At 71.7% G+C, this 20,394-nt stretch carries 20 protein-coding genes and 1 pseudogene; 10 read left to right on the top strand and 11 right to left on the bottom strand.

The features are described from left to right. Positions 1 to 548, bottom strand: a 548-nt coding sequence (locus Q7T52_RS04815) for a PAS domain S-box protein (protein WP_304799921.1), incomplete at its 3' end; no start/stop codon positions are given. Positions 549 to 692: 144 nt separating this feature from the next. Then, complete coding sequence (locus Q7T52_RS04810; RefSeq protein ID WP_304799919.1) at positions 693 to 1,529, bottom strand: DUF1295 domain-containing protein; 837 nt, start codon at positions 1,527 to 1,529, stop codon at positions 693 to 695. Between the two features lie 215 nt (positions 1,530 to 1,744). Between Q7T52_RS04810 and Q7T52_RS04805 the strand changes: the two genes are divergently transcribed. Both Q7T52_RS04805 and Q7T52_RS04800 read left to right on the top strand, forming a co-directional pair. Beyond that, positions 1,745 to 2,155 (top strand): BLUF domain-containing protein, encoded by a 411-nt coding sequence (locus Q7T52_RS04805; RefSeq protein WP_304799917.1) that lies wholly within the window; start codon positions 1,745 to 1,747, stop codon positions 2,153 to 2,155. Positions 2,156 to 2,239: 84 nt separating this feature from the next. Further along, entirely contained in the window at positions 2,240 to 2,608 is a 369-nt protein-coding gene (locus Q7T52_RS04800) for a DUF4259 domain-containing protein (protein ID WP_304799915.1), read from the top strand. A 79-nt stretch (positions 2,609 to 2,687) separates the two neighbouring features. On the opposite strand, the gene Q7T52_RS04795 is transcribed toward Q7T52_RS04800, so the two are convergent. Beyond that, a complete protein-coding gene (locus Q7T52_RS04795; RefSeq protein ID WP_304799913.1) occupies positions 2,688 to 2,972 on the bottom strand; it encodes a MerR family transcriptional regulator in 285 nt (94 codons plus the stop codon). 119 nt (positions 2,973 to 3,091) lie between these two features. Here Q7T52_RS04795 and Q7T52_RS04790 point away from each other — a divergent pair, with 119 nt between their 5' ends. From Q7T52_RS04790 to Q7T52_RS04775, 4 genes are all read left to right on the top strand, one after another. Next, positions 3,092 to 3,529 carry an Hsp20/alpha crystallin family protein gene (locus Q7T52_RS04790; protein WP_304799911.1) on the top strand — a complete coding sequence of 146 codons (438 nt, stop codon included), beginning with the start codon at positions 3,092 to 3,094 and terminating at the stop codon, positions 3,527 to 3,529. A gap of 253 nt (positions 3,530 to 3,782) precedes the next feature. Next, the gene (locus Q7T52_RS04785; RefSeq protein ID WP_304799909.1) at positions 3,783 to 4,775 is read left to right on the top strand and encodes an AraC family transcriptional regulator; all 993 of its coding nucleotides are present in this window, start codon (positions 3,783 to 3,785) and stop codon (positions 4,773 to 4,775) included. 84 nt (positions 4,776 to 4,859) lie between these two features. Further along, entirely contained in the window at positions 4,860 to 5,489 is a 630-nt protein-coding gene (locus Q7T52_RS04780) for a PAS domain-containing protein (protein WP_304799907.1), read from the top strand. Between the two features lie 138 nt (positions 5,490 to 5,627). Continuing rightward, entirely contained in the window at positions 5,628 to 6,227 is a 600-nt protein-coding gene (locus Q7T52_RS04775; protein ID WP_304799905.1) for a class I SAM-dependent methyltransferase, read from the top strand. Positions 6,228 to 6,245: 18 nt separating this feature from the next. Here the strand turns inward: Q7T52_RS04775 and Q7T52_RS20620 are convergent. Further along, positions 6,246 to 6,521, bottom strand: a pseudogene (locus Q7T52_RS20620) (NAD(P)H-binding protein); the annotation flags it as partial. A 241-nt stretch (positions 6,522 to 6,762) separates the two neighbouring features. On the opposite strand from Q7T52_RS20620, the gene Q7T52_RS04770 reads away from it, so the two are divergent. Further along, positions 6,763 to 7,905: a hypothetical protein gene (locus Q7T52_RS04770; RefSeq protein ID WP_304799903.1), complete on the top strand. Its 1,143-nt coding sequence runs from the start codon at positions 6,763 to 6,765 to the stop codon at positions 7,903 to 7,905. Positions 7,906 to 8,096: 191 nt separating this feature from the next. Next, positions 8,097 to 8,717 carry a hypothetical protein gene (locus tag Q7T52_RS04765; protein WP_304799901.1) on the top strand — a complete coding sequence of 207 codons (621 nt, stop codon included), beginning with the start codon at positions 8,097 to 8,099 and terminating at the stop codon, positions 8,715 to 8,717. Between the two features lie 45 nt (positions 8,718 to 8,762). Here Q7T52_RS04765 and Q7T52_RS04760 read toward each other — a convergent pair whose 3' ends face one another. From Q7T52_RS04760 to Q7T52_RS04745, 4 genes are all read right to left on the bottom strand, one after another. Next, positions 8,763 to 9,122, bottom strand: coding sequence for a VOC family protein (locus Q7T52_RS04760; protein WP_304799899.1), 360 nt, complete (start codon positions 9,120 to 9,122; stop codon positions 8,763 to 8,765). Positions 9,123 to 9,213: 91 nt separating this feature from the next. Beyond that, positions 9,214 to 9,936 carry a pyridoxal-phosphate dependent enzyme gene (locus Q7T52_RS04755; protein WP_304799897.1) on the bottom strand — a complete coding sequence of 241 codons (723 nt, stop codon included), beginning with the start codon at positions 9,934 to 9,936 and terminating at the stop codon, positions 9,214 to 9,216. Further along, positions 9,840 to 10,052, bottom strand: coding sequence for a hypothetical protein (locus Q7T52_RS04750; protein ID WP_304799923.1), 213 nt, complete (start codon positions 10,050 to 10,052; stop codon positions 9,840 to 9,842). The genes Q7T52_RS04755 and Q7T52_RS04750 overlap by 97 nt, the downstream gene beginning before the upstream one ends. Before the next feature lie 348 nt (positions 10,053 to 10,400). Then, complete coding sequence (locus Q7T52_RS04745; RefSeq protein ID WP_304799895.1) at positions 10,401 to 13,655, bottom strand: PAS domain-containing hybrid sensor histidine kinase/response regulator; 3,255 nt, start codon at positions 13,653 to 13,655, stop codon at positions 10,401 to 10,403. A gap of 135 nt (positions 13,656 to 13,790) precedes the next feature. On the opposite strand from Q7T52_RS04745, the gene Q7T52_RS04740 reads away from it, so the two are divergent. Continuing rightward, positions 13,791 to 14,216: a hypothetical protein gene (locus tag Q7T52_RS04740; protein WP_304799893.1), complete on the top strand. Its 426-nt coding sequence runs from the start codon at positions 13,791 to 13,793 to the stop codon at positions 14,214 to 14,216. A 22-nt stretch (positions 14,217 to 14,238) separates the two neighbouring features. Here Q7T52_RS04740 and Q7T52_RS04735 read toward each other — a convergent pair whose 3' ends face one another. After that, positions 14,239 to 14,541 (bottom strand): hypothetical protein, encoded by a 303-nt coding sequence (locus Q7T52_RS04735; protein WP_304799892.1) that lies wholly within the window; start codon positions 14,539 to 14,541, stop codon positions 14,239 to 14,241. A 140-nt stretch (positions 14,542 to 14,681) separates the two neighbouring features. Here Q7T52_RS04735 and Q7T52_RS04730 point away from each other — a divergent pair, with 140 nt between their 5' ends. Then, entirely contained in the window at positions 14,682 to 16,151 is a 1,470-nt protein-coding gene (locus tag Q7T52_RS04730; RefSeq protein ID WP_304799890.1) for an MFS transporter, read from the top strand. 13 nt (positions 16,152 to 16,164) lie between these two features. On the opposite strand, the gene Q7T52_RS04725 is transcribed toward Q7T52_RS04730, so the two are convergent. Together Q7T52_RS04725 and Q7T52_RS04720 are read right to left on the bottom strand one after the other, a co-directional pair. After that, a complete protein-coding gene (locus Q7T52_RS04725; RefSeq protein ID WP_304799889.1) occupies positions 16,165 to 18,597 on the bottom strand; it encodes a penicillin acylase family protein in 2,433 nt (810 codons plus the stop codon). Between the two features lie 717 nt (positions 18,598 to 19,314). Then, positions 19,315 to 20,394 (bottom strand): HNH endonuclease signature motif containing protein (locus Q7T52_RS04720; RefSeq protein WP_304799887.1); only part of this gene is annotated, 1,080 nt, incomplete at its 5' end.

Raw genomic sequence — 20,394 nt, 5'->3', positions numbered from 1 at the left:
TCCAGGTCGCTGTCGAGGAGCATCTCGGTGGCGGCGAGGACCATGGCCAGCGGCGTGCGGACCTCGTGACTCACGTTGGCCAGGAAGAGCGTGCGCACCGCGTTCGCAGCCTCGAGCTCGCGATACATGATGTTCGCCTCGGTGACGTCCTCGGTGATGCCGTGCACCCCGACCACCTGGTCGGAGACGACGACAGGCACCGAGGTCATCTTGACCTCGCGGACCTCGCCGGAAGCCGTGATCAGACGCGCTTCGAGCAGCTGGGGGCGTCGGGCGATGACGGCGGCGAACGCCTCTCGGGCCCTGCCGACGTCGTCGGGGTGGACCATGGCGTAGAAGTCCGTCATCAGCAGGTCGTCGAGGCTGTGACCGCTGAGCTGCTGCAGAGCGTCGTTGGCGTCGGTGACGCGGCCATCGAGGTCCAGGGAGAAGACGCCGTGGGGACTGTAGGCGAACAGGGACCGGTAGCGCTCGGCCTTCTCGGCCAGGATGGTCTCGCCCAGGCTCATCAGGGGGCGGGGGGTACCGCTGATCGGTTCGTCGGCCATCGCCGTCTCCCAAGGCTCAGCGGGCCCGGCGTCGGACTACGAACGGGGGTGACCCACGATGCTGTCACCGCGGCGCGCCCAAGGACACGAAACAGGCCGCCGGCCAGGACAAGTTCTGGGTGCCCGGCGGGGGTGGTGACGTCGTCACGCCCTCGGACGGCGAGGCGGACGAGGGAAGAAGAACGCCACCCGTCGCTGGTAGTCGTGGTAGGCCGGTCGGTCCTGCATCTTCTTCTCGGTGCGCTTGGCGCCGGTGGCGTAGATGAGGAAGTACGACATCGCCACCGGGGCCGGGACCGTCCAGGCCGCCGGGGCAGAGGCAGCGGCAGCCAGCCAGGCGCCGTCCCAGACCACCGAGTCACCGAAGTAGTTCGGATGACGGGACCATGCCCACAACCCGTCGTCGAGGACCTCCAGCGAGTCAGGGACGTCGTCACCGTCGCCCTCTCGCCGGGCGGTCTTCTTCTCCGCCATGAAGGCGGCCTTCTGTCGGTCCGCCGTGGCTTCGACCACGGCACCGGTGACCATGACCGCCAGGCCGGCGGGGAACAGCCAGGCGCGGGCGCCTCGAGGCAGCTGGCTGGCCGCCGCCACCTGCAACGGAGCCGAGACGAGCAGCTGGGCGACCGCCTGGGTGCCGAACACCTTGCCCAGCACCACCGGGGTCGGGTCCCCCTCGAGGAACTCGGTGTAGCGCTCGTCCTCCTCGTCGCTGCCGCGCAGCCTTCCGAGCATGAGCCGCTCCAGCCGTACGGCCCACGCAGTCGTGACCCCGGCCAGGGCCCAGCGGCGCCAGGGGTCGCCGCTGCCCACCGCGGCGCTGGTGACGGCCACCGCCGCCAGGCCAGGGCCCCAGACGGCATCGGCGTAGTCACGTCGCCCCGCGCGCAGCGCGACGGCAGCGGTCCCCGCCTGCAGCGCGGCCACCACGACCGCCGAGGCACCGGACACGTGCAGCAGGTTCCTGCGGTCGACACTCACGTCGTCGTCCCTTCCGTGGCTGTCCCCCGACCGAGGGGTCGGGCGCAGCCCCATCCAACCCGCGACGCCAAGCACGCGACGATCCCGGCGCCCGGCGCCGTGGGCCGGTGACGTCGCCGGGGTGCCGACGTGGGGCAGGAGGCACGCAGGACCGTCTGCGGGAGAGCCACCCCTTGGGCCGTCGCGGCCCCCTCGCCGACGACTACGGTGAAGCCGTGCTCTCCATCACGTACCTGAGCTCGGCGACGCGTCTGATGTCGTTGGACCAGCTCGTGGCCATGCTGACCAGGTTCAGGGCTCGCAACGTCGAACGCGAGCTGACCGGGCTCCTGCTCTACAGCGGGGGCAACATCGTCCAGACCATCGAGGGGCCGGACGACGCCGTGCTGACGACGTACGCCGCCATCGCGGCAGACCGTCGTCACCGCGGCATCATCGAGGTGTTCCGGGACCAGGTCGACGGCCGCTCGTTCCCCGACTGGTCGATGGGCTTCCGCAACCTGGGCGACCCTGTCGACCTGGACGGGTTCAACGACTTCCTCCACGCCGCGACGGCCGACCCCCCGCACGGCCAGGATCACGTGCGCGTCATGCTGCGCGTGTTCAAGCGGACCAACCGTGGCTAGCCGCCCGTTGCGGGTGGACAGAGTCCTACGGACCTCACCTGATCGGATGGGGGACCGGGCGCACCCGACGGGGAACCGGGCTGCATGAGCGTCTGGGGAACGGGAGCGTTCGAGAACGACGAGGCCGCAGCGTGGTGCGACGAGCTCGACGACCACGCCGATCCTGGTGACTTCGCGGTCCGTACCCTCCGTACGGGCGACACGCCGGGGCGTGTGGTCGCCGCGGCGTCGTGGCTTGCAGCCGGTGTCCCAGGGGTAGCCGAACCGGTGGACGGGCCCTCCACCCCGCCGATCACACCGGACGCCGAGACAGCCGACGCCGCGGTCGAGGCGCTCGGTGCCGTGCTGACCGACGAGCCGTGGTTCGGGCAGTGGGCGGACCCGGCCGAGCGCGCGGCCGCACGTGCCTACGTCCGGAGCGTCATCGAGACGTGGGAGACGACGATCGGCTAGAGCCGCCTGCGAGCACCCCCGGCGAGGACGCAGCCGCCAGTGCAGGAGTGGGCTCGACTCCGCAGCAGGAGCGCAGCGGTCATCTCGCACGCAGCCGGCGCACCTGTTCTCGGAGTCGCTGGTTCTCCTGCTCCAGCCGTAGCACCTCGGCGATCCCTGCGAGATTGAGCCCTTGCGCGAGGAGCTCGCGGATCCGGTGCAGCCGCTCGATGTCGACGGCGCTGTAGAGCCGTGAGCCGCCGGGTGTCCGGTCCGGGTCGACGAGACCGCGACGCTCGTAGACGCGGAGGTTCTGGATCTCCATGGACACCATGTCGGCCGCGACCGAGATGGCGTAGACACCGGTCGTCGGTCGTTCGGCCATGTTTCATCGTAACGTACAGATTTGGTGTTGCGAGGAGGAAAGGTTTCCTATACCGTTCATTGCACATCCGGCCCCGCTCACGAGCGGACCACGTCACAACCGTCCAGAGAGGAAGACCCATGCTGCTCCGCACCACCGACCCGTTCCGCGACCTCGACCGCCTGACCCAGCAGCTGTTCTCGGGCGCCGCCGGCACCACCAACCGACCCGCCGCGATGCCGATGGACGCCTGGCGCGAGGGCGACCGGTTCGTGGTCGAGTTCGACCTGCCCGGCGTCACACCGGAGTCGATCGACCTCGACGTCGAGCGCAACGTGCTCACGGTCCGCGCCGAGCGCGTGGCCCGCAACGGCGACTGGGAGATGCTGGCCGCCGAGCGGGCCCGCGGCACCTTCACCCGCCAGCTCGTCCTCGGTGACAACCTCGACCTCGACCGCATCGAGGCGGGCTACTCGGACGGGGTGCTGCGCCTGCTGATCCCGGTCGCCGAGAAGGCCAAGCCCCGCAAGATCCAGGTGTCAGGCGGAGCTCCGCAGACCGCAGCCATCAAGGCCTGAGCCACTCCACCCAGACGGGCCGGGCCCACGCTCACGCAGCGTGGGTCCGGCCCGGTGCCGTTGGTCGCAAGATCGGTCACCTCGAGCAACCCTGCGCTGGGTCCACGACACGTGCCGGCACGGAGCACGCCGCGAGCACACCCGTCCTTCTTGTCCCCGGACATCTGCTGGCCCCGGGTCCGTCGTCGAGCGACATCTCGAGCGACACGACCGAGTTCCTGCGGTTCTGGACCGTCGTGGAGGATGGGCGGCCATGAAGTCCGAGTCAGCACCCGCCGCAGGGGCTCGATCGCCGGTGACCTCGGCGCACACCGATGACCCCGATCAAGCCGAGTGCGTCGTCGGCGAGCTGTTCCTGCCTCACCGCCTCGACCTCGGGTCCCGGCGCGAGTCGCTCGACATGCGGATCGCCGGACTTCGCCTGGCTGGTCTGACCGTCGGCCGGCTGTCCTACGGCCGGACGGCCTCCCTGACGACCGTCGAGGCCGACCACTTCCACGTGAACGCCCCGCTGGCGGGCCAGGCACGGTCCTCAGGGGGATGGCTGGGCCGGTCGATCGTGACGGCGCCGGGTACAGCCGCGGTCTTCGGCCCCGGGCGCCCGGCGGACATCGCGTGGTCGGCTGACTGCGTCCAGCTGTGCTTGATGATCTCCCGTTTCGAGGTCGAGGCTGAGCTCGAGACCCTGCTCGGCCGGTCGTTGACCTCTCCCCTCGAGTTCGAACCCGACATGGATCTCAGGACCCAGGCCGCGTGGCGAGAGGTGCTCGGCATGCTGGCTCGAGAGCTCGAGACCGGGCCGGGCCTGATCAGCCACCCCATGGCGAGCCGCCACGTCCGTGGTCTCGTGATCGACGGTCTCCTGCTGGGGCAGCACCACACCTACAGCGACGCGCTCGGCACCGCCGGCCGTGCAGCACCGCGGTCCGCGGTCACACGCGCCAAGGACCTCGTCCGCGAACGACCGGAGGAAGCATGGTCGACCGTCCGGCTTGCGACCGAGGTCCATCTCAGCGTGCGAGCACTGCAGGAGGGTTTCCGACGCGACGCCGGCATGTCACCCCAGTCCTACGTCCGTCACGTGCGCCTGCAGCTCGCCCGCGACCTGCTCCGCGGGGCGGACCCGGGCCGCACCTCTGTCGCACAGGTCGCTGCCCGTTGCGGCTTGAGACACCTGGGCCGTTTCGCCTCCTGCTACCGCAACGCGTTCGGCGAGCTACCGTCGGAGACCCTGAGAGGCGCCTGACCGATTTGCGCAGCCTTCGAGCCGAGATCCGCGGGCACCAGCCGAACCCGTGGTCGGCCGTGCGCCAGACGTCACCATGGCGGCATGTGCGAAGAGCAGCGGGGCTCGGCAGAGTGGGACCTCCTCCCCACGGTCCTGGGCGAGCTGGGTCTGGCGATGGCGGTGATGGACCACACCCGGCGCCTGGTCCACGTGAGCCCCGCTCTCGAGGCCATGGCGGACGCTCCCTTCAAGCCCATCGCCAGCGATCACGTCCCGTCGTACTTCCAGCTGTACGACCCGTCCGGACGCCGACTTCTCAGGCCCTCCGAGCTCACCCTGGTCCGCGCCTGCTCGGGTGAGACGGTCCACGACTCGTGCGTGACGGTGAAACCGAGTGCTGGTCCCGTCCGACTGCTGCGGTGCACTGCGGCGCCGCTCAGAGACGGATCCGGAGCGATCCGAGGGGCCTTCCTCGTCGCCACCGACGTCACCGAGGAGCAGCCGATCGTGTCACTGCCTCCAGAGCTTCGACGACAGCGGTTCGAGACACTGCAGCACGAGTTCCGCACCCCCCTGACGTCTCTTCTCGGTCACGCTGAGCTGCTCCAGGACCTCGGCCCCGAGCTCACTGAGGAGGCACACCTGTCGCTCGCCTGCCTGCTCCGGGCCGGCGAACGGCTCAGGGTCGCGCTCGACTCGTTGACCGACATCCTTGACGGCCGGGGACCGTGAGGCCGTGCGATCCTTCCGGCGACGGTCACCTGAGGTTCGCCTCGCACTGCGGCGTCCGAGGGTGGTCGCCCAGGGTGCTGCTCCCCCACCGACCAGCGATCGCGTGCGCGTACCACTCGACGTCCCTAGGGTCGACGCATGAGTCGCGATGGGCATCCGTTCGCTTCGCGGTGGAACCACAACTCGCACTACTACCCCCTGATCGCCGCCAGGCTTCCGGCCTCGGGCCGGGTCCTGGACGTGGGCTGCGGCGAGGGCACCTTCTGTCGCTTCATCGCGGCGGAGGCCCGCACGGTCGTCGGCGTGGACCCCGATGCCTCGGTCCTGCCTCCCCCTACGGGTGGGGTCAGGTACGTCCGCGGGTCGGCGGAGTCCCTCCCGTTCGTCGACGCCGCCTTCGACGCGCTGACCATGACCATGGTGCTGCACCACGTCGAGCCAGGGCGTGGACTGGCCGAGGCCGCACGAGTGCTCGCTCCCGGTGGTCGGCTGCTCGTCCTCGGGTTCGGTCGGCGCGGCGGTCGGCAGGACCTCTTGCACGAGCTGCGCGATGCCGTCACCCATCGCGTGGTGTCGCGCCGGATGCAGCCCTGGGATCCGCCGACCGTCAAGTCGTTCACCGTCGGGACCTGGGCAGAGGTCCGGGAATCGGCGTCGCGTGCGCTCCCGGGCTGCACCTACAGCCGTCTGCCGATGTGGCGCTACCTCGTCGAGTGGCACAAGCCGGTGACGCCGTGACACACGGTTGCCGTCGTACACGATGGAGGTGCTCGCCATCACGAACCGGGCGGTAGGGCTGTGTTCCTCCACTGCCGCGATCAGGTTCCGGGTCCCGTTCGGGTTGACCTTGCAGATCTCGGCGTCATCCGTGGTGCGGAACAGAGCCGCGAGGTGGATCACCGCCGTGACGCCGCTGGCCGCGTCGGCAAGGCTGTCGGGGTCGAGGATGTCTCCCTCCACCCGATCGATGCCGTCGGGCACGTCCCTGCCCGAGCGGACGAGCGCTCGGCAGTCGAGACCTTCCTCTGCCAGTCGCCGAGCAGGCGTTGTCCGACGAGTCCGGTTCCCCCGGTGACCAGCAGGTCCTTGCGAACGAGGGCGCCGACGATCGTGCTGAGCGATGACGGACCTTCTCGACCTCGTTCTCGAGCCTCACCGGGTCGTCGTGGGCGGGCCCGCGACGTGGGCTCGCGCGCCCGGCGGGCACACCGAGGCGGTGTCGCCGTCGGCGCGGGATCTCGAGCCCGCGTGGCGGATGCTCAGGTTTTCGACGGTGGCTCCCGGCGGGACCTTCAGCCACATGCGCCGCGTCCTTCTTCCCTGCCTCGCCCTGGTCCTGGCCGCGTCGCCGCTCTCGGGGTGCGACGAGGGCGACGAGCGGGACGGAGGTGCAGCCGGCAGGCCTGGCAGCGCTGGTGACAGCGCGAGCGGTGACGAGCTGGCCGAGGCACTCGCCGTCGTCCCCGCTGACGCGACCACCGTGCAGTTCGTCGACCGCCGGGCTGTCGCCGAGCGCCTCCGCATCGAGGACGCCCGTCCCGAGGAGTACCTCGACGCCGTCGGCGACGACGCCGTCGGCGGAACCGACCTGCTGACCTCGCTCACGACGATGGCCGCCGGGGCGGTGTTCGACGAACGAGACGTCACCTGGTCGGTCACCGCCGAGGTCGACCAGAGCGGCTTCTCGGTCTACCGGCTCTCCGACGACGTCGATCTCGACGCCCTGGGTGACGACCTCGTCGAGATCGGGCTCAGCGAGGACGACGCACGCGGCGGCCGACGGCACTTCAGCGGCGTCCCCTCCGAGATCAGCGACGTCACCGGACTGGTGGGGGGCGTCTACCCCGCCGGCTTCTACGACGTCACCCTCGACTCCGAGGACCACCTGGTGCTCCTCGGCTCCGACGTGGTCGACAGCGTGCTGGAGACCGTCGATGGGGAGGCCGGGTCGCTCGCCGACGTCGAGGCGGTCGGCGAGCTGCTCTCCGACGGTCCCGCCGACCCCGACGACGCCGGCGACGCCGAGCTGGTCCTGGTCGACCGACAGCTCGAGTGCCTCCCCCGTGACTCACGGCTCACGCCGGAGGACCTGGAGCGCTTCGACGAGCAGACCCGCGACCTGCCGCGACCGCTGGCCCTGAGCTACGTCGTGTCCGACGGAGCCCGGGCCACGGCGGGGCGGCTGTCGTTCACGGACGAGGAGTCCGCCGAGACCGACCTCGAGACCCGCCGCGCCTACCTCGACGAGGCGCCCCTGCTGTCGGGAGACCGCTTCAGCGACCTCGGCAGTGCCGAGCTCTCACGCGAGGGCAGCGTCGTCGAGATCGGTCTCGACCTCAGGGACCCACGCCGGGGCGTGAACCTCGCGCAGCTCGGCGACGGACCGTTCGCGTGCTACCCCGTGGCGGGGCCGTGACTGCTGCCGACCCTGTGGCGCAGGGCTTGCTCGACCGAGGGCGCGATGCGTCAGCAGCTGTCCCAGGGTCGGGCACGACGGGCCTGCACGACTGGCTCGGACGGCTCTCGACCGCCTGGTCCTGCCGCACGACGGTCTCCCACCTGCGTGCGCCACGTTTGAGCAGCGTCGGTGGTGACCACCCTGCGCACATGCGCCTGCGACTGCTCCGCCCGTGCTCGTGTCTCCTGGTGGTTGCCGTCATCGCGGGGTGCGGTGACGACGACGGCAACGAGGACGCTGGGAACAGCACCCGGTTCAGGGAGGGGTTCGAAGCAGCTGTCGATCGCGCGCACGCCGACGGCGTCGACCAGGGGGGCGGAACGACGTCCTGCTTCGTCCTCGACGACGAGGCGGTGCACCGGGTCTCGGCAGCGCTCGGCCTCGCTCCGTCGGCCACCCTCGACGACTCGGCCTACCTCAGCGGGGGCGAGGGCACCGAGTCGTTGCAGTGCTCCTACGTGATCAGCAGCGAGGACGAGGCGCCCCCGACGGGCATCGTCGTGGCCAGTACCGACCAGGACCTGGAGGAGTACGTCGACGGCATCCTCGGCCGCGACGACCCGCCTGAGCAGCTGGACGGCAACAGCGCTGGGCTGGACGACGCGAGCGTCACCGGCTTCGCGCGCGACGGGTTCCAGCAGGCCGTGTGGGTCCAGGACGGGGTGCGTGTCCAGCTCGGCGCCCGGGAGCAGGACGTCGACGCCGGCGCCCTCTTCGAGGCGCTACCCGTGCTCGTCGACGAGGTCGACCGGGTCCTGGGCACCCACTGAGCGGGCAGCACCGGTGCCCGAACGCCGCCGTCCCTTCGACGCCGATCAGCCGGAGCAGAGGCAGAACGGGTGCCCGGCGGGGTCGAGGAAGACGCGGAAGGTCGTCCCGGGCTGGTGCTCGTGCTTGGTCGCGCCGAGCTCGAGGACAGCCGCCTCGGCGGTGTCCAGGTCGTCGACGTCGACGTCCAGGTGCATCTGCTGGGGAACGTCCTGGCCGGGCCACTGCGGCGGCGTGAAGCCCTCGACCTTCTGGAAGCCGATGCCGTCGCCGTAGTCAGCGCGGACGAAGCACATGTCGGGCTCGTCGCGCACGACGGGCCAGTCGAGCAGGGCGCTGTAGAACTGCCCGAGGCGCTGGGGGTCGGGGCAGTCGAGGACGACGACGGGGAGACGAGCGATAGCCATGGCCGGCACTGTAGGCACTGCCCCGGACGGAAGTCGTCCGCAAATCAACCTCCTACGCATCGAACCGGTGAGACATGGGCGTCATCGCGGGCTAGGGGCGGACGTCGACCCGACCGTCGTCGCTCTGCAGCTCGCGTAGACGGCGCCGTGCCTCGTCGTGGCCGAACAACCCGGGGCGCCCACCGGTGTGGACCAGGACGGTCCGGTCACCCGGCTGGATGTCGCCGTCCCTGACAGCTGCCTCGAGCCCGGCCAGCGCTCGTCCGGTGTAGGTGGGCTCGAGGACCAGCCCCACGGTGCGCCCGGCCAGGAGCACGGCCTGCCACGCAGGTTCCGCGAGATCCTCGTAGGACGCGCCGACCTGGTCGGTCCGGATCCGGAGATCAGCCTGCCTCACCGAGGTCCCGTCGAGGAGCTCGAAGACCGCCACGTGCGGGTCCGGGACGGCACCGCAGTGGATCCCCAGGACCCGCCCGGGGCCGAGGGCGGAGACGAGCCCGGCCATGGTGCCTCCTGACCCGAGCGCGACCACGACGTGGCGCACGTCGGGGACCTGCTCGGCCAGCTCACGTCCGGCGGCGGCACAGCCCCGGACGCTGCTCGGGCTGGACCCGCCGAACGGGACGAGGAACGGCGTGGCGCCCCCGCGCTCGAGCTCGGCGGCGACCCTGCCGGTGCGTGCTCGCAGGCCCCGGTGGGTCGTGGCCCGGGACCGGGTCAGCTCGATCGGTCGCCGTCGCCGTCGCCGAGACGTCCCAGGAACACGAGGACCAGGATGACGGCGGCCACGGCCATCGGTAGCAGGGCATACCACTCGGCGCCGATGGCGAGGCAAGCGCCGGCGACGACTGCAAGGCCGATGAGGCCACCGACGGCAAGACCGCGTGCACGCTGTCGAGCCTCGGGATCCTGGGCACCAGATGGGGTCACGCCGGCATCCTGCGCCGTACCGCCCGGCTCAAACCCCTCACGCCGTCGTCGCCGGGCTGATCCTGCCGCGCCGCTCTCCGTCGCGTCAGCTCGCCCACCGCACCGCACAGCCGTGACCCGAACTTCACCGCCCCGTGCCGCCGACGGGGGCGCCGGCGCACGGGGCGAGCCGGAGCCCGGCGTACTGCGACGGACGCGACCGAGAGGGGCAGGACGAGCACCGCGGTGGCAGCGGCGCGGGACGTGGGTGCGGGACATCGGTGCGACGCGAGTCGTGCCGACCACGTGGGCCTCGTCGGACGTGCGGTGTGGCCCTGGTGGCCCGAGCCCGAGAGGGCCGGCCCACCCTCAGCGCGAGAGCGACGAACCCGTGCGCCACGCGAGGTAGTCCTCGAGCGCCTCACCGGCGTCGGCCAGGGCGGCGGCGAGGTCGACCACCAGATACATGGCACCCTCCACCGTGCCCTCGCGGCCGAGGGCCTCGAGCTGGGTGGCGATGGCGGTGACGTCGGGCAGGCCGAGGTTGCTGGCGCTGCCGCGCAGCGCGTGGGCAGCAGCGCTCAGCGCAGGAGCGTCGCCGACCTGGACCGCCTGGGTGCAGGTCGAGATGACGTCGGCGCGGCGGCGTACGAAGTTGCCGATCGCGCGCTCGAGGTAGGCGTCGGCGGCCTCGCCGAGCTCGAGCAGGTCGGCCAGCCGATCCAGGTCGAGGTGCGGGTTGTCCGGTCCCAGCGGTCCTCGTGGCCCGGGCGCCAGGTCTGCGGAGGGCATCGTCACCCAGCGGTCGAGGGCGAGGTGCAGGGCCGCGGGTGACACGGGCTTGGTGAGGAAGTCGTCCATCCCGGCCTCCAGGCAGCGCTCGCGCTCGCCCGCGATCGCCGCGGCGGTCATCGCCAGCACGGGGAGCCGGGCCGCTCCGGAGGCGGCCTCGCGCTCGCGCAGGGCTCGTGTGGTCGCGTAGCCGTCGAGCACGGGCATCTGCACGTCCATCAGGACGGCGTCGAAGGGCTGGTGCCCGACGAGGTCCAGGGCGGCCTGACCGTCGTCGGCCGTGACGACGGCGAAGCCCATCGCCTCGAGGAACCCCCGTGCCACCAGCTGGTTGATCGCGTTGTCCTCCACCACGAGGACCCGGCCCCGCGCGTCGCCGGGGTCGACGGTCGAGCGCAGCGGCGACCCCGAGGGGCGGTCGGTCGAGTCACCTGGGCCGGCCAGCGCGGCCAGGAGGGCGTCGCGCAGCACGGCCGACGACACCGGCCGGACGAGGCAGGTGGCGATCCCGGCGGAACGCAGCTCGTCGTCCGGGGTGACGTAGGACGACGTCAGCACGATCAGCGGGAGTCCGGCCGGATAGCCCTGCTGCCGTACGCCGGTCGCGAGCGGCAGCCCCGCCAGCTCGGGCAGGCTCGCGCTGACCAGCACCGCGGCGTAGGGCGTCGCGTCGGCCGCCCGCTCGACCTCGGCGACCGCACGGACCGAGTCCTCGGCCTCGATGGCGTCCACGCCCCACCACCCGAGCTGCTCGACGAGGATCGTCCGGTCCTGCGCGTCGTCGTCGACGACCAGGATCCGGGTGCCTCCGAGCGCCTGGCGGGCGCCGGCCAGGACGTCGTCGGTGGTGCTGCCCGACGCCGGGCCGAGCGGCACCGTGAACCAGAAGGTGCTGCCCGCACCGGGCTCGCTCACGACCCCGATGTCGCCGCCGTGCGCGGCCACGATCTCGGCGCTGATGGCCAGCCCCAGCCCGGTGCCGCCGAAGCGCCTGGTGGTGGAGGCGTCGGCCTGGGAGAAGGGCGCGAAGATGTGCTCCTGCTGCGCGCTGGTGATGCCCATCCCGGTGTCGCGCACCTCCAGCCGCAGCAGGCAGCCGCCCGGGGGGCCCGCAGCGCCTGGGGACCGGTCGGCGGTGGCCCGGATGCTCACCGACCCGGCGGTCGTGAACTTGAGGGCGTTGGAACCCAGGTTGAGAAGCACCTGCTTGAGGCGGGTGGGATCGCCGGCGAGGGCGTCGGGGACGTCGGCGCTGCAGGAGACGCGCAGCTCGACGTCGCGCTCGCGGGCCGAGTCGGCCAGCATCTCCCCCACCTCGGCGAGCACCTCACGCACCTCGAAGTCGAGCGTCTCGACCTCGAGGCGACCGGCCTCGATCTTGGAGAAGTCGAGGATGTTGTTGAGCAGGTCGAGCAGGGTGCGGCTCGAGACGGCGATCCCCGACACGAAGTGGCGCTGGCGGTCGGAGAGCGTGGTGACGCTGAGCAGCTCGTTGAGGCCGATGATGCCGTTGAGGGGGGTACGGATCTCGTGGCTCATCGTCGCCAGGAAGTCGGACTTGTGCTGCGAGGCCTCGACGGCCCGGTCGCGGGCCACGGCCAGCTCGTGGGCGGAGGCCTCGCGCTCGGCGACCCGGGCGATGAGCAGCATGGCCTGGTCCACCATCTGCTGGATCAGGTCGTGGCGGAAGAGCGGCGGCAGCGAGGTGATCGTGACGACCGCCAGGACCTGCTCCCCGAGGCGGATCGGCGCGGCGATCGTGAGCCGGCGCTCGGTGTCCCACACGGAGTGGCCGAGCCGCAGGCACTCCTCGGCGGTCGCGAGCTCCAGTGCCTCGACCTCGGCCGGCACCTCGTTCGTCGTCGAGAGGGTGTCGCCGGCGAGCGCGTCGGGGCCGACGTAGGGAACGAGCCCGGTCCCGCTCGGGGACGGGACGAAGGCACGCGCCCGGTCCCAGTCGTCGTGCAGGACCACCATCGACGCGGCCTGGCGGAGCACGTCGTCGAGGGTGGTGGCCTCGTTGGCCGCGGTGGCGACCGCGTGCATGAGGGAGTTCTGCGTGACCAGGTCCTGCAGCTCGTCCTCGGTGTCGCGCGCCCGGGTGATGTCCTGGTAGGTGCCCGAGACCTCGGTGAGCGTGCCGCCGGCGTCGTAGGTGCCCAGGGCGCGGAGCCGTACCCACATCCATCCGTGGCGACCCCGGTGCCGCAGCTCGAGGTCGACCCGGGGCCGCTCTCCGCTGATGAGCTGGTCGACGGCCTCGTTGAGCCGGAGCTGGTCCTCGGGGTGGGTCATCGCCATCAGGCGCTCCCGGTCGGTGGCCAGCAGGTCCACGACGTGCTCGCCGTAGAGCTCCTCGAGGCCCTCCGAGTGGGTCGCGGTCTGGGCCGCGACGTCCCAGGTCCAGCTGCCGCTGCGGGCGATGCGCTCGGCCCTCATGAGCTGTCGGCGGCTCTCGTAGACCGCCTCGAGGAGCTGCTTGGTCTCGTGGTTGTCGGTCAGGCGCAGGATGACGCCGGTGTAGCGGCCACCCTCGCGCAGCCCGGTCTGCCGCAGCCGCACCCACAGCGGCGACCCGTCGGCGCGCACCACCATCGTGTCGACCTCGTCGTCGAGGAACGTGCCGAGACCGGCGCGGGCGAGGTGCTCGGCCGAGTGGCGGCGCCCGGCCTCGTCGAGGAACTCTCCGAAGTGCCGGCCCTCGAGGCCGTGGGTGCCGAGCAGGGTCTCCGCGCTCTCGTTGGCGAACCGGACCGTGCCGTCGAGCTCGAGGGCGACGATGCCGTCGGTGGACGAGTGGACGATCTGCCGGTACAGATCTCCGTGCTTCACCCGCCGCCCTCCTCCCGCCGGCCTGGTCCAGGTCCCGCGGCTCGCGGCCAAACATAGCGTCGGCGCGGGTGAGACGGACCGCGTGTTCGCCGTGTCGATGGGGACGTGGGCGTCGCCGTTCGTGAGGATGGGCACGTGAGGGACCTCGTGGGTGGGCCAGCGGTCATCGGCCGGCTTCGTGCCGCGCTGCTGCTCGCCGTCGCCGTCCTCGCCGTCGCCGACCTCACGACGTACGTCGCCCTCGTCGCCCAGGACGACCGCACGACAGCGGACGACGTCGCCCGGCAGGTCGTCCAGGCCGTGGCCGACGACGACTGCGGCGACCTGGGCGACCTGCTGGCCGACGACGCGGTCCTCCCTACCCCCGTCACCGCGTGTCTCCAGGGGCGGACGAACGCGGTGCGGATGACCGACGTCGCCGTGCTCGACACCTCGACCGACGGCGACGGCGCCGAGGTCAGGATCGCGCTCGAGTCCGGTGGCCGCCCGACGGAGATCGTGGTGGACCTGCAGCGCGACGACGACCGGTGGCTGGTGACGGCGATCCGGGCCCCCGACTGATGCCGCGGGGCGTCCTAGGGGTTCAGGGAGCCGCCTGGATCGTGGGGCCGGTCTCGGCGGCCTTCTCCTTGGCAGAGCCGACCGCGTCGGCGGCCTTGTCCTTGGCGGCGCCGGCGACCTCGGTGGCCTTCTCCTTGGCCGTCTCGGCGACGGAGGACGCGACCTCGCCGGCCTTCTCCTTGGCGGCGTCGGTGGCGGCCTGGACGCGCGGGTTCTCGGCCACCTTCTGGGCACCGGCACGGATCTGCTCGTAGCGGTCGCGGCCGGCCTTGGCGCCGACGACGTAGCCGGCGGCGAACGCGACGGCGAGGGTGAGCTTGGACATGGTGACCTCCTGGGTGGATGTGTCTCCTGTCTAGCAACAAGGGTCACCCTCCGGTTCACGCCGGAGGGTGGGACTGCGGAGGGTGGGACTAGGGTCGCTGCTCTTGGTTGTTCGGCGCAACCAACTGGGGAGGGGACCCGATGGAGACCGAGGCACGGCGCGACGGCCGGACCGTCACGTTCGTCGTGCTCGCGGTCTCGGTGTCGTCGTTCGCACTGCTGCAGTCGCTGATCGTCCCAGTGCTGGGCAAGATCCAGACCGAGTACGAGACCGACCAGACCACCGTGACCTGGGTGCTGACGGCCTACCTGCTGTCGGCGTCCATCGCCACTCCGATCCTGGGCCGGGTCGGCGACGCGGTCGGCAAGAAGCGGATGCTCGTCCTCACGCTCACGGCCCTGTCGGTGGGCTCGCTGCTGGCCGCGCTGGCCCCGAGCATCGGCTGGCTGATCGCGGCCCGGGTCGTCCAGGGCCTGGGGGGTGGCGTGCTGCCGCTGTCGTTCGGGATCGTCCGCGACGAGTTCCAGGAGAAGATGACCGGCGCGCTCAGCGTGCTGGCGTCGCTGACCGCCGTCGGCTTCGGCGTCGGGATCGTCGTCGCCGGGCCGATCGTCGACCTGCTGGGCTACGCCTGGCTGTTCTGGCTGCCGATGATCGTGACCGTGCTGGCCGCGGCCGCCGCGCTCGTGCTCGTCCCGGAGTCACCGTTCCGCACGCCGGGCGGGGTGCCGGTGCTGCCCGCCGTACCGCTGGCCCTGGCGCTGGTCGCGCTGCTGCTGGCCGTCAGCCAGGGCAACAAGTGGGGCTGGGGCTCGCCGCTCGTCCTCGGCCTCTTCGTCGCGTCGGCCCTGGTCGGCGCGCTGTGGGTGCGGGTCGAGACGCGGGTCGCGGTGCCGCTCATCGACATGCGGATGATGCGGCTGCGCGGCGTCTGGACCACCAACGTCGTCGCGGGCTTCGTGGGCTTCGGCATGTTCGCGTCGTTCGGCTTCCTGCCCCAGCTCATCCAGACGCCGTCCGAGGCGGGCTACGGCTTCGGCGCGACCATCACCGAGTCGGGCCACCTGATGCTCCCGAGCGCCGTCGCGAGCTTTGCCGTCGGCTTCACCACCGCCCGGCTGATCGGCTGGGTCGGCGCCCGGACGGTCATCGTCAGCGGCACGCTGCTCACCGCGGCGGCGTTCGTCTCGCTGGCCCTGTTCCACGCCACCCACGCGCAGCTGTACGCCGCCACGACGGTCCAGGGGATCGGCTCGGGCCTGGTGTTCTCGAGCCTGGCGGGGGTCGTGATCGCCAGCGTCCCGCGCGAGCAGACCGGCGTCGCCAGCGGCATGAACGCCAACATCCGCACCATCGGCGGCTCGATCGGCTCCGCGGTGATGGCCGGTGTCGTCACCGCCCACGTCGGCCCGGCCGGGTTCCCCGAGGAGGCCGGCTACACCGTCGGCTTCGTCATCCTCGCCGGCGGCATGGTCTGCGCCGCGGCGGCGGCCGCGTGCATCCCCCACCTCGGCCGGCCCGCGCCGACGACGCGGCTCACCGACGCCGACGACGGCGAGCTCGGCCTGATCGCCGGCGCGCCCGCCGTACCGGTGACGCGCTCCGCCTGAGGGTCCGCCTGCCCTAGCCGCGGAGCCGGACGGTCCGGACGAGCTGCCGGCGGATCTGCTGGGCCGTCCACGGGAAGGTCACCCACTTCTCGTGGGAGAAGAGGCGGGTCTGGTCGGCGGACCAGGGCGAGCGCGGGTTCTCGTACTGGCTGTAGGTGAGGATCGTCCGGGCCGACAGTCCCCTCTTCAGGAACGCGATCGACTGGATGTGCGACGAGCCGTAGGTGATCGGCCGGAAGCGGTTGGTGTTGTCGCGCGGCAGGCGGGACGCGAGGGCGTTGGCGTTGCCGGCCGCGTCGCCGAGGCCGCCGCCGAGCGGGATCGCCGGTGAGCCGCGGTCGCCCGCCACCTGCAGCCGGCCCCACGGGGCGCCGAAGGCGACCCTGCGGCTACGCAGGAAGTCGATGGCGTCCTGCATCGCGGCGACGACCTGGGGGTTGGTCTCGGCCAGGTCACGCGGGGTGCCGAGCGGGTCGGACGCGTCGAACGGCACCTCCCACAGGGCGTCGGCCGGGGCCCGGGTGATGAACTCCTCGAAGAGGTGGGTGCCGACGGACGTCGTGTCTGAGCGGCGGTCCCACTTCTTCAGCACCGCGCAGGCGGCGGTCTCCCCGGTGGCGGCGCACACCTCGTCGAGGTCGCCCCCGACGCTCATCACCTCGGCAGCGCGGACCCGGTTGCCGTGCTCGTGGGACGCTAGCGTCGCCGGGGTCTCCTTGCGGCCGCCGCGGAGCCGGTCGATGACGTACTGCGACACCATCCGGGTGCGCATCGTCCGCGCGCACCGCTCGCAGCCGATGATCGAGGCGTAGCCCTCGAGCGGCGAGGCCGGGTTGGGCAGCCAGTAGGAGTCGTTGGCGTTCATCACCCAGTCGCGGCGGACCGTCGCCGGCAGGTTCTTGGTCCCGAAGATCCCGGGCCGCTGGGCGTCGGCGTCGGTGCCCCACGCGCAGCTGCTGCCGGCGAAGGTGCCGTCGAGGCCAGGAAGCCCCGCGACCTGGTCGAGCAGCAGGCCGACCGGCGTCAGGCAGCGCTGCTTCATCGCGTCGGTGACGTGGGGGACGACGGAGTGGTCGGCGTAGAGGACGTCGCCCTTGCGGTCGGCCGCGGTCGTGTTGACCCACGACATCCCGCCGGCCGCGTCCTGGCGGCGCAGGAGGTCGCGGACGCTGCTCGCCCTGCCCATGTCGAGGAACGTGTCGATCGTGCGCAGGTGCTCGGCGTTGGCGTCACGGATCGCCCAGACGCTGGCCGGCGACCACGGCATCAGGGTGGCCGCCGAGTCGACGACGTAGCCCTGGTCGGTGCGGTAGAGGTCCTCGCGGACGGTGCCGACGCTGCCGTTGGCACGCTTGACCTTGATCGTCACGAAGCGGTGCTCGAGCTGCCTCGGGCCGCGGTCGGTGAGGTAGGTCGTCGGGCTGCCGACGAGCTTGTACTCGTAGGGCGTGAAGCGGTAGGCCGTCGAGACGGTGTGGCTCCACGCGACGTTCTTGTTCCAGCCGATGTTGATCGCCGGCGAGCCGATCAGCGAGGCCCCCGCGACGTCGTACCGGCCCGGGATCGTGAGGTGCTGCTGGGTGAAGCGGTAGCGGCCGCGCCACGGGAAGTGCGGGTTGCCGAGCAGCATCCCCTTGCCGGTCGACGTCTTGGCGCCGCCGACGGCGGTCGCGTTGGAACCGAACGGGCGCGCGGGGTCCTTGCCGAGCGCCTTGAGCAGCTGGTCGCGGTCGACCTGCGACGCGCGCAGCGGCAGCTCGGGCAGGCCCGGGTCGGTCAGGCTCGGCGGGTCGGCGTCGGCGATCTCCTTGACGAACACGCCGGTGGAGGCCAGGAGGTTGGCGAGGTAGACGCCGTAGTAGAGGTCGATCGGCTTGAGGTCGGGCCTCAGGTAGCCCGCGCCGCGGCAGGCCGGGTCGGTGACCTTCTGCGTCCGCAGCCACCGGTTGACCCCGGCGACGTAGCCGGTGACCAGCTGGCGCGTGTCGGCCTTGGGACCCGCCTTTCCGACGAGCAGCTTCTCCACCACGCGGCGGTTGTGGAGGTCGCCGACGAGCGTGTCGACCTGCAGGTTGGAGCCGTTCATCGAGACGTGGTCGTCGTAGCGCCGCTGCGGCCCGAACCACCGCGACCGCTCCCCCCGCCCGGTCACCAGGGTGTCCATCAACGTGCAGATCGACGCGTCGGCCGCGGCGTACCCGCTGCCGTAGCCGAGCGAGGCGAAGTTCTTGGCGCTGATGTGCGGGATGCCGTGCTTGGTCCAGCGGATCGTGGCGTCGTAGCGCGGTTTCTTCCCCGATGTGGGTGCAGGGGTGGCAGGGCTCGGCGAGGCCGCGGTCGAGAAGGTCGTGCCGGCGGTGAGCGCGGCCGTGGGCGACGCCGGTAGGGCGGCCAGCAACGGGACGAGCGTGATCGAGACGGTCGCGGCAAGCAGTCGGCGTCGCATGCCGGGTCAACGTCAGAGGGTGACTCCGGTTACGCGCGACCCACGGTGGTCGAGCCGGTCGGACTGCCCGGGCCGACCACACGGTGGTCGAGGAAGGCGGCCACGCCTGTCACGAGGCCACCCAGCCGCAACGACAGGACGGGTCGGGCGGGTCGGCTGCGCCGATCTCGACACGCCGGGCCGTAGCCGGCCCATCGGCTCGATCACCGTGAAGGTGCGGACACGGTGGTCGAGCCGCGGGGACGGAGTCACCGCGCGTCGAGACCTCCGCAGCCGACGTACCCGGCTGACCACCTGGAGGTCGAGAGGGGCGGCCACTGGCAGCGACGGGGTCGGGTCGGGTGGGTCGGCTGCGGGGATCTCGACACGCCGGGCCGTAGCCGGCCCGTCGGCTCGATCACCGTGAGGGAGACGCTGACCCGTCACGTTTGTGCGACGGGTCAGCGATACGTCAGTGCACTCAGGCCCACCACACGGTGGTCGAGCCGCGGGGACGAAGTCACCGCGAGTCGAGACCTCCGCAGCGGGTACGCCGGACTGGGCCACGGAGGTCGAAGAGGCCGGCCCACTCAGAGACGGGGTCGGCTCTGGTGGGTCGGCTGCCGGGGATCTCGACACGGGCTCGCCAAGGGCTCGCCCGGCTCGATCACCGTGTGGGTGGCGGTCTGGGCGTGCCGATGGCCCCGCTGCCTGGCGGCTGCGGGGCCGTCGGGGCGTTCAGGGTCGTCGGCGTCTGCGGTCGACGACGTAGACGATGCCGGTGGGGCTGGTCCACTCGTACAGTCCGGGTTCGAGGACTCGGTAGGACCAGTGGCCGTGGGTATTGGCGCGGTGGTGCCGGCGGCACAGCATCGCGAGGTTCTCAACACTCGTGGGGCCGCCGGCGTCGAAGGGGATGATGTGGTCGAGGTCGACGTGGCGGCGGTGGCAGCCCGGGAACACACCCGTCCCGTCACGCAGGCGCACTTGCTCGCGGATGGCCTCGGTCGGGCGGTAGGCCTCGGTCGATGGGTTCGTGTTGAGGTCGATGACTGGCTTGACGGTCACTGTGGTGCCGGCCTGTTCGCACCACTGGCGGACCTGCTCGAGCAGGACCGGGGACCAGGTGTTGGCCACGGACCCCGGCACGTCGGGGTTGTCGGCGTCGAGGTGGACGTAGAGCGTCACCCCACGACCACTGCCCACGCAGTCGAGATCCAGCGCTAGCTGGTGGCGGCCCATCTCACCGAGGGCTTGGGAGCGGCGCACGTCGAGGGTCTCGGTGGAGCCGAGGTCGGCCAACGCCTGGGCGCCGTTCTTGAGGGCGGCTTCGAGGTCGACGGCGTCGGCGAGGTCGAGGGTCGCGGAGACCTCGACGGTGCCGGCGGTGGAGACCCCGTCGAGGTAGACGTCGGCGTGCCGCCCTTCGGCTGCAGCCTGGCGGCGGCGTTCGGCCTCGAGGGGGTCGTGCTCGTCGCGCGCGGCGTCGACGGCGCGGTCGATCTGGGCGAAGGAACAGGTGTGCAGGAACGGTGCCAGCGCCTGGTCGACCGCGATTGCGCCGTCGGGTGGCAGGGCGATGGTCTGCTCGGCGACGCGGAACGCCTTCCACACCTGGACCTCGAGCCTGACCACGCGGGCGTAGAGATGCGGGAGCCGGTGCCTCAGCTCCAACGCCTTGCCGAGGTAGGCGAGCCCTCCGTCGGTGGACATCCCTAGAGAAAGTGCGAGGTCGAGGGCGGCGTACTCCCCGACGACGGGTGCGCCCGGGCCGGCGAGGTGGAGGGCGGGCTCGACCATCGGGTCCAGCAGGTCGGC

It is taken from the genome of Nocardioides sp. (assembly GCF_030655615.1).
Taxonomy (GTDB): Bacteria; Actinomycetota; Actinomycetes; order Propionibacteriales; family Nocardioidaceae; genus Nocardioides.
Note: the sequence above shows the minus strand (reverse complement) of the source record. Positions and strands in the feature narration are given on the sequence as shown.